The following is an 8,723-nucleotide window of genomic DNA, read 5'->3' on the forward strand; positions in this document are numbered from 1 at the left end:
CATGCGATCGAAGGTCAGGCTTGGCTTTGCGTCACTCCGTCACTCCCCTCGTCTTTCACCCACGTGAGGCCCGATACCGATGATCTCCTTCTCCCCGGACACCGGGATCTGGCTGCTGACCACCCCGCACACGTCGTACGCCCTGCGGATCGACGAGACGGGCGCTCCCTGCCATCTGGCGTGGGGCCCGCGGCTGACCCTCCCGGAGGCGGAGTGCCTCCTCGTCCCCGTCGAGTCGGCGGGCGACAGCTTCGAGGGACGGCCGCCGGTGGGTGAGGAACTGCCCGTCGACGGAGGCACCCGCTTCGGCCCGCCCTCCCTCCAGGTGCGCTACGCCGACGGCTCCCGCGCCTTCGAATGGGAGCCGGTGGGACACCGCGTGCACGAGCCCGCGCCCGGCAGCACCGAACTCGTCCTGGAGTTCCGCGACCGGGTCCACCCCCTGTATGTGGCGCTGCACTACCGGGTGCGCGAGGACACGGACGTCATCGAACGCCGGACCGTGCTGCGCAACGCCGGGGACCGGCACGTCGACCTCCTGCGGGCCGACTCCGCCGCCTGGACCCTGCCCGCGCTGCCCGACTACCGGCTCAGCCATGTCACCGGCCAGTGGTCCGCCGAGAGCCAACTGCGCCGGGACACCCTGCCCTACGGCGAGACCGTGCTGACCAGCAGGCGCGGCATCACCAGCCACCACGCCAACCCGTGGCTGATGCTCGACGCGGGCGACGCCACCGAGGACCACGGGCGGGTGTGGAGCGCCGCCCTCGCCTGGTCCGGAACCTGGCGGCTCACCGCGCAGCGCACCCCCGACGGGCGGGCCGGCTGGACCGGCGGCGCCGGTCACGAGGGCACCGGCGTGCCGCTCGCGCCGGGCGAGGAGTACGCCACTCCCGTGTTCGCCGGGCTGTGCACCGACGGCGGGTTCGGCGCGGCGAGCCGCGCCTGGCACGCGTACACGCTCGCCCATGTCCTGCCGCGCGGCCGGGAGACGGCGGCGGTGCTCTACAACTCGTGGGAGGCCACCGGCTTCGACGTCGACGAGGCGAGCCAGAGGGCCCTCGCCGAACGGGCCGCCGCGCTGGGCGTCGAGCTGTACGTCGTCGACGACGGCTGGTTCGGCTCGCGCCGCAGCGACCGGGCCGGCCTCGGCGACTGGACACCCTCCCCCGACCGCTTCCCGGACGGTCTCGGCCCGCTGTCCGACGCCGTGCACGAACTCGGCATGCGGTTCGGCATCTGGGTGGAGCCGGAGATGGTCAACCCCGACAGCGACCTGTACCGCGAACACCCCGACTGGGTCCTGCACATCCCTGGCCGGACCCGCAGCGAGCTGCGCAACCAGCTCGTCCTGAACTTCGCCCGCGAGGACGTGGCCGACTGGGCGTACGGATGGCTGACCCGGCTGGTCGGCGACCACGCCGTCGACTTCCTCAAGTGGGACATGAACCGCGCCTTCAGCGAGGCGGGCTGGCCCGGCGCCGACCAGGGCGACGACCGGCTGTGGAGCGCGTACGTCACGAACCTCTACGGCGTCCTGGACCGGCTGCGCGCCGACCATCCCGGCCTGCGGATCGAGACGTGCAGCGGGGGCGGCGGGCGCGTCGACCTCGGCATTTTCGCCCGCACCGACCAGGCCTGGGCGTCGGACAACACCGACGCCGTCGACCGCCTGGCCATCCAGCACGGGTACGGGCAGGTCTACCCCGCCCGCACGATGTCCGCGTGGGTGACCGACGTGCCGAACCAGCTCACCGGCCGCACGGTGCCGCTGCGGTTCCGCTTCCATTCCGCCATGGCCGGGCTGCTCGGCATCGGCGGCGACCTCACCCGCTGGTCGGAGGAGGAACTGGCCGAGGGCGCGGCGCTGGTGGCCGAGTACAAGAAGGTGCGCCACCTCGTGCAGCACGGTGCGCAGTACCGGCTGACCGAGCCGCTCGGCGACCGTCCGACGGTGGTGCAGTACATCGCCGAGGACGCCGCCGAACTCCTCGTGCTGGCCTGGCAGCGCGGGCCCCGGCACGGCAGCCCCCGCCTCCCCGTCCGCCTGCCGGCGCTCACGCCCGGCGCCCGCTACCGCGACACCCGCACCGGAACCGTGCACCACGCCACCGTCCTCACCGAGTACGGCCTCCGGCTCGACCTGCCGCGGGGCGACTGGTCGAGCACGGCCGTCCACCTGGTCCGGCTTCCCGACCCGGCCTGAGGGGCCGGCGCCGCCGTCAGGACACGCGCGCCTGAACGTACGGCACCAGGCGTACCGGTCCGACCAGGCCGTGGTCCTGACGGGCGACGCCGCCGAACACGCCGGGCTGCGCCACCCGGAGACGGTTGATCAGCGGGGTCGCCACCTCGACCTCGACGACGTTGGGACCGGGCCGCAGCAGGGCGGTGCCGAGATCGACGACGGGGTGCAGGCGGTCCACCGGGGCGAGCCGCCTGCCGTTGACGGTCACCCGGCACGTGTCGCTGACCTGGCCGAGTTCCAGGCGGGCGCCGTGCGAGGCGTCCCAGTCGGCGGGGAGGTCGACGGTGGTGCGGTAGCGGCCGATCCCCGCGCTGTCCGCCAGTTCGGGGATGCGCGACCAGGGCAGCAGCGCGTCCAGCGTCACGGTGACCTCGACGCGTTCGGTGCGGGTCGCGCCGGTGCCGGGCCGCCAGTCCTCGGCGTCGAGCCGCCACCGGCCCGGGGTGATCACCGCGGGGACGGCACGGACCGTCGTGGTGACCGGCCGCCCCCGGTCCGGCCGGGTGGTGTACGTGCCGGGTGCGGCCGCCCGTACGACGAGTCCCTCGCCGGTGAAGAGGGCCTCGTCGGCGTCGGTGGCCACGACGTGCGGGCGGGCGCCGTGGCGGTCCCCGAAGAGGCCGGGCCGGCCCAGTGCGACGATCGCCGTCTCCCCCGGCCGGAGGGAGATCCGCAGGGTGAAGTCGTCGCCGTCCCGCGTGTAGTGGGCGAGCCGGACGGCCTCGCCCGACCAGGGGTCGAGGAGGTAGGGCACCGTCTCCCCGGACCCGGCCCCGGCCCCGGACCCGGTGCGGCGCAGCGTCACGTCGTGGTCGACGGCCGCGACGGCCGGTTTCACGGTCTCCGCGTGCTTGCCGTTGCAGAGGTAGTAGAAGTCCGCGTCGGCGGTCGCCCGGTGGGCGTTGAGGAGCGTGGAGGACGTGGCGTGACGGGCGTCCGGTGTGACGCCGAGCCGGTTCAGGGCGTCGCCGACGAGCGCCTTGTCGGTGACGCGGGCGACGTTGGGCAGGGCGAGCAGCCGGGCGAGGACGCCGCGCAGCCGGTCGGTCTCGCCGTCCGCGGGCACGCCCGGCGTCAGTGCCTGGTCGAAGGCGCCGTACAGGATGACGGGCAGTCCGGCCTCGGCGAGGGCGAGCACCTTGCGGGCGTCGTCGACGGCGAGGGTGGGCGTGGAGCCGTAGAAGAAGTCGCCCTCGACGAAGAGGGCCTTGTACGCGGGGCCGTCGGGCGCCAGGCGGCCGCCCCGGACGGTGGCGTGCGGCAGGTCGAGCAGCGGGCCGCTGAGGAACTGGTGGGTCCAGCCGAGCGGGACGCCCGTCGCCGTGAACCAGGAGGCGCCGATGCCGGTGGCGGTGTAGCCGGTCTGCCGCAGGATCGCCACGTCGGCCCGGACGGTGCCCGCCTGGAGCACGCGGTGCACGCGGCCGAGATAGCCGGCGATGTCCGCGACGTGCTGCCAGGTCGGCTGCCGCGGACCCCATGACTCGCCGTAGCCGGAGGCGCCGTTGTACGGACTGAACGCGGCGAAGCCGGGCCAGCTCACCTGGGGTGCGGTGGCGTAGGAGAAGCCGTGCAGGACCGTCTGGTTGACGCCGGCCGCGTAGGCGCCGCCCATGGTGCGCAGGAAGCGGTCCCAGGTCGTGCTGTAGGCGGACCCGTTGTAGGCGCCCGCCTCGCAGGACAGGACGGTGTGACCGGCCATGTCGCGGCCGCCCGCCAGGCAGCGGTAGTCGTCGAGGTTCTTGAAGCCGAGGGACTCGCCCTCGGCGATGTCGAGCAGGGCGGCCGAGGCGATGGCGTCGGTCTGGAGGCCGTACGGCTGTGCGCGCAGTTGCATGCCCAGGGAGTGCGCCCAGTCCCGCAGGGCGCGGACGTGGTGCCGGTTGAACAGGTCGGACACGGTCGCCCAGAAGTCGTGCCGGATCTGCCGGGTGAGCTGGGCCTCGAAGGCGAAGACCTGGTTGCTGTCGTCGAGCACGACCGCCGGCAGGTACGGCAGGAGCGGCCGTCCCGTGCGCTTCTCGAAGGCCTCCGGCAGCGCGGAGGTCCAGCACAGTCCGTCGGTCTCCAGTTCCACGGAGTCCTCGAAGAAGGCGCCGCCCGCCGCCTCGAGCAGCTTGCGCAGCTGTGGCGTCAGGATCTCACGGTCCCAGTGGCCGGTGACGGCCCCGGTGCCCGCGGCGCTGAAGTGGTCGACGACGTAGGCCGCCGGAGCGGAGTGCGGCCCGGACTCGGGCTGCTGTCCCGAACCGCGCTGCCAGTAGGAGATCAGCACCCAGTCGCCGTCCCCCGGTGCCGTCCAGGAGAGGGCGCCGTCGGCGACCAGGGAGGTCAGGTCGCGGACACTCGCCAGGTCGAGACCGGTCTCCTTGCGGGTGGAGTTGGCGGTGTCGACACGGGCCGCCTGCACGGCGAGGAGCCGCTGCCGGGTGACTCCGGAGGCGGGTGCGTGCTTGGGCGGGGGCACCGGGCCGTCGTACGACGCTCCGGCGGCCAGGGCGACCCGGCCGTGGGCGAGTTCCTGTGCGGCCACGTCGTCGTCGGGAGAGACCCCGGGGACCGCGACGGGCCAGCTGGGGCCCAGTGTCAGGTCGATGGTGACCCCGCGTCTGGCGGCTCTGCTCAGGGCCGCCTCGACGCCGTCCCGCCATGCCCCGCTGCCCCAGCCGTGCCGGGCGGTGTCCAGGACGGACTTGTCCTTGATGCTGTGGTGGACGGCGGCGATCTCCATCCCGCCGAAGCCGGCGTCCGCGATCTGATCGATCTCGCGGGCGATCTCGTCCGGGTCCACCAGTCCGTCCGGCCACCACCAGCGGAACTTGGGGCGCACGGACCGCGGGGGCTTCGCGAACCAGTCGGCCCCCGGGCCGCGGCCCGCGGCCACGGTCTCCGTGGCCGCGGGTACCGCGGCCGCGGGGGCGGCGGCTGCCGCTCCGGGCAGGGCGCCGAGGACCGTCGCCCCGGCTCCCGCCGCCAGTCCCGCGGCCAGCGCCGTCCGCCGGGGTATGCCGCCGCTCTGCGTCATGCCTTCATCCATGGTGCGCCTCGAGTTCGGGAGAACAACCCACGATTGAATCGTTTCAATCATGATCGACGCGGGAACGCTAAACCGGCCGTCCGGACCAGGTCAAGGGTGAGGACACGGAGTCGCCGGCACAGCCGTGCGCCGAGGCGCTACCGAGTGGCCTGCCGGAGCCAGCCCAGGGTCCGGCCGAAGACGTGCTCGACCTGCGCCTCGGGCAGGCCGTGCCACACGTGGTCGGCGCCGGGGACCGTCCACAGCTCGACCGGGACACCGGCCTCGCCGAGGCGGGCGGCCAGGGCTCGGCTGTGGTCGCAGTCGACCAAGGAGTCGTCCTCGCCGTGGACCAGGAGGAAGGGCGGCACCCCGGGCCGGACCTGGGCGACGGGGCTCGCCTCTCGGGCGAGTTGCGGCACCTCGGCGGGCGCCGCTCCGAGGAGCAGTGCCTCCGGGGTGTCCGCGTCCTCGGCCTGCCGGGTCAGGTCGCTGGGCGCGTACCAGGCGACGGCGCCCCTCAGCCGCGGCGCCCCTTCGGAGAGGGCGAGCAGGGACGCGAGGTGTCCGCCTGCCGATTCGCCCCATACGGTCGTCCGGTCGATGTCCGTGCCGAGTTCGGGGGCGCGCAGGGCGAGCCAGCGCAGGGCGGCGCGCAGGTCGTCCAGCGGGGCGGGGAAGGCGGCCTCGCCGCTGAGCCGGTAGTCGACGGAGGCGACGGCCAGTCCGGCGCCGGCGATCCGGGCGAAGGGGCCGGGCTCCCAGCCCCGCATCCGGTACCCCATGTCCTCGCGCCTCCCCCGGCGCCAGGCCCCGCCGTGCACGAACAGCACGAGGGGGACGGGCGGCCGGCCGGGACCCTGCTCGGGCAGCCACAGGTCGAGTTCGAGCGGCCGCGCCCCCGGTACGTCCGCGTAGGGGACGCCGCGCAGGAGGCGGACCCCGGCGTCGAGGCGCGCGGCCGGCGGCAGCGGGGCCTCGTCCGGATGGGGGGCCGCGATCAGGGCGCGCAGGCCGGTGGGTGCGGTCACGGGGTGCGCCACTGGTGGTCGGGCAGGAACCGCACGTCGTACCGCTGGGGCACGGTGGCGAACTTGCTCCGCTCGGGCACGTACGGCGACGTGGGCAGGTCGGGACCCTCGACGGGCGTGCCGAGGTTCTCGAAGAACCGCTCGAACGTGCCGCCGGGACCGGCAGCCACGCCGACGATCCGGCTGCCGTGCCGCTCGATGCGGTAGGCGTGGGGGCAGTTCTTCGGCACGAAGCCGAAGTCACCGCCGGTCAGGAGCTTCTCGTACTGCTCCCCCGCGGTGTCCTCGACGAACAGCCGCACCGCGCCGTCCGTCACGAAGAAGACCTCGTAGGTGTCCGGGTGGAGGTGGGCCGGGATGGTGTCGCCCTTGGGGCCCTCGCAGGTGAAGAAGTTGAACGTGCCCTCCGTCTGCTCGCCGCCCGCGTACACGGTGAACAGGTCGGTGAACAGCAGGGCGCGGTCGCCCATGCCCCGCTCGATGAAGTACGGCTTGCCCGGGTCGGGCGGGATCTGCGAGGCACGGCGGTACTGGGTGGCGTACTCGATGGTCACGGCTCTCCTCGATTGGTGCGGCGGCCTGCCGGCGGCATCTTGCGGCCGGTCGGCGAGCGTGCGGCGAGCGCGCCGCAGTGCCCTATGTCAGCCAGGCTGACATAATGGTTCGGCAGCGTGCAAGACTTCGCTGACCTTTTCTTCGTCCGACCCTGGGGAGCGCATGGACGCCGGACGCCGCAGCCTGCCGCAGCTGCTGGGCGAGGCCCGTCGGTGGTTCGACGACGCCCTGCTGGCGGCTCTCGAGGCCGACGGCGCCGAGCAGGTGTCGTCGACCCAGCTGCAACTGTTCGCGGTTCTCGACGAGCGGGGCACGACGGTGTCCGAGCTGGCCCGCCGCATGGGCGTCACCCGGCAGACCGCGCACAAGGCCGTGCACACCCTGGTGGCCATGGGTCTGCTGGAGCAGCTCCCGCATCCCGCCTCGGCCCGGCAACTGCTCATCCGCCGCACCCCGGCGGGCCGGCGGGCGCACGAGCGGGCGACGCAGGTCCTCGGCGCACTCGAACGCACCCTGGCCGAGCGGATCGGCGGGCGGTCCGTCGCGGAACTGCGGGCCGTGCTGGAGCTGCCCTGGGGTGAGCCTCCGGAGCCTCCCGGTTCGGCGGGCTGAGGCGCGCCACGCATGCCGACGGGGGCACCCGACGTGTCGGATGCCCCCGCTTCGAGCCCGGCCGTGACGGTCAGCCGGTGGTGCAGGAGACCGTCGGCCAGGTCCAGTTGCCGTTGGGCTGGACGGTGACGCCGAAGGTGTTGCCGCTGCCGTTCGGCTTCGCCGTCAGCACCTGACTGCTGGGGTAGCTCGCGCTGACGTTCCAGGTGGAGAGGATCTTCGCCGGGGACGGGACGTTCATCGTCACCGTCCAGTTGCCCGCCCCGCTCACCGACACGTTCAGGTTGTACCGGTCGCCCCACTGCTGGCCCGCCGACAGCGTCGCCGTACAGCCGCCGCCACCGCCGCCTCCGCCGCCTCCGCCGCCGTCCGGTGCCACCGCCCGGCCGGTCTGCGGGGAGATCATGCCGGCGCACAGGCCGCGACCGGCCAAACCCTGCGCGATGCGCGGGATGGCGGCGAGGGTGTTGGCGGACCAGTCGTGCATGAGGATGGTCTGGCCGTTGGTGAGCCGGGCGGCGGCCTGGACGATCGCGTCGGTGCTCGCGCCGTTCCAGTCCTGGGAGTCGACGTCCCAGATGATCTCGGTGAGGCCGTACTTGGCCTCGACCGACCTCACCGTCGCGTTGGTCTCGCCGTACGGCGGGCGGAACAGCTTGGGGGTGCCGCCGCCCGCTGCCGCGATGGCCTGTTGGGTGCGGGAGATCTCCGAGTCGATCTGCGACGGGGAGAGCTGCGGCAGGTGCGGGTGGGTGTAGCTGTGGTTGCCCACCCACATGCCGGCGTCGACCTGGGCCCGCACCTGGGCCGGGTTGGCGGCGGCGTACTGGCCCTGGTTGAACATGGTGGCCCGGAGCCCGTTCTGCTTCAGTGCGTTGAGCAGGGCAGGTGTGCTGCTGGACGGTCCGTCGTCGAAGGTGAGTCCGACGTACCCGTTGCAGGTCGCGGCCTCGGCCGGGGCGGCCTGGACGCCGAGGGTGCCGGCGGCGGCCAGCGCGAGAACGGCCAGTGCCGTGCCCGGCCTGCGCGTCGAGGGACGGGGTCTGGTGCTCATGCGGATCGGTCCTCCACTCGGGGGCTGGGGTCCTCGTCTGGATCAGGCCGGATCAGGAGCCCGGCATGATCCCCACGGCAGGTCCTCGGGTCAGCTCGGCGTGCAGGAGACGGTCGGCCAGGTCCAGTTGCCGTTGGGCTGGACGGTGACGCCGAAGGTGTTGCCGCTGCCGTTCGGCTTCGCCGTCAGCACCTGACTGCTGGGGTA

6 protein-coding genes and 1 pseudogene are annotated in these 8,723 nt (G+C 73.6%); 2 read left to right on the forward strand and 5 right to left on the reverse strand.

What is annotated here, in order from left to right:
- The first annotated feature begins 73 nt into the window (after positions 1-73).
- Positions 74-2,206 (forward strand): alpha-galactosidase, encoded by a 2,133-nt coding sequence (locus ACFWJX_RS09705; RefSeq protein ID WP_383239704.1) that lies wholly within the window; start codon positions 74-76, stop codon positions 2,204-2,206.
- A gap of 16 nt (positions 2,207-2,222) precedes the next feature.
- Here the strand turns inward: ACFWJX_RS09705 and ACFWJX_RS09710 are convergent, their stop codons facing one another.
- From ACFWJX_RS09710 to ACFWJX_RS09720, 3 genes are all read right to left on the reverse strand, one after another.
- Positions 2,223-5,285, reverse strand: a complete 3,063-nt coding sequence (locus ACFWJX_RS09710; protein ID WP_383239395.1) for a glycosyl hydrolase — start codon at positions 5,283-5,285, stop codon at positions 2,223-2,225.
- Positions 5,286-5,422: 137 nt separating this feature from the next.
- The gene (locus ACFWJX_RS09715) at positions 5,423-6,295 is read right to left on the reverse strand and encodes an alpha/beta hydrolase fold domain-containing protein (RefSeq protein ID WP_383239398.1); all 873 of its coding nucleotides are present in this window, start codon (positions 6,293-6,295) and stop codon (positions 5,423-5,425) included.
- Positions 6,292-6,849: a quercetin 2,3-dioxygenase gene (locus tag ACFWJX_RS09720; protein ID WP_383239401.1), complete on the reverse strand. Its 558-nt coding sequence runs from the start codon at positions 6,847-6,849 to the stop codon at positions 6,292-6,294. Before ACFWJX_RS09720 ends, ACFWJX_RS09715 begins: the two co-directional genes overlap by 4 nt.
- Positions 6,850-7,012: 163 nt before the next feature.
- Between ACFWJX_RS09720 and ACFWJX_RS09725 the strand changes: the two genes are divergently transcribed.
- Complete coding sequence (locus ACFWJX_RS09725; protein ID WP_383239404.1) at positions 7,013-7,462, forward strand: MarR family winged helix-turn-helix transcriptional regulator; 450 nt, start codon at positions 7,013-7,015, stop codon at positions 7,460-7,462.
- A 70-nt stretch (positions 7,463-7,532) separates the two neighbouring features.
- On the opposite strand, the gene ACFWJX_RS09730 is transcribed toward ACFWJX_RS09725, so the two are convergent.
- Together ACFWJX_RS09730 and ACFWJX_RS09735 are read right to left on the reverse strand one after the other, a co-directional pair.
- Positions 7,533-8,516 carry a polysaccharide deacetylase family protein gene (locus tag ACFWJX_RS09730; RefSeq protein ID WP_383239407.1) on the reverse strand — a complete coding sequence of 328 codons (984 nt, stop codon included), beginning with the start codon at positions 8,514-8,516 and terminating at the stop codon, positions 7,533-7,535.
- A gap of 90 nt (positions 8,517-8,606) precedes the next feature.
- Positions 8,607-8,723 (reverse strand): annotated as a pseudogene (locus tag ACFWJX_RS09735) (1,4-beta-xylanase); the annotation flags it as partial.

The sequence above is a fragment of the Streptomyces sp. NPDC058335 genome, from assembly GCF_042723915.1.
Taxonomy (GTDB): domain Bacteria; phylum Actinomycetota; class Actinomycetes; order Streptomycetales; family Streptomycetaceae; genus Streptomyces.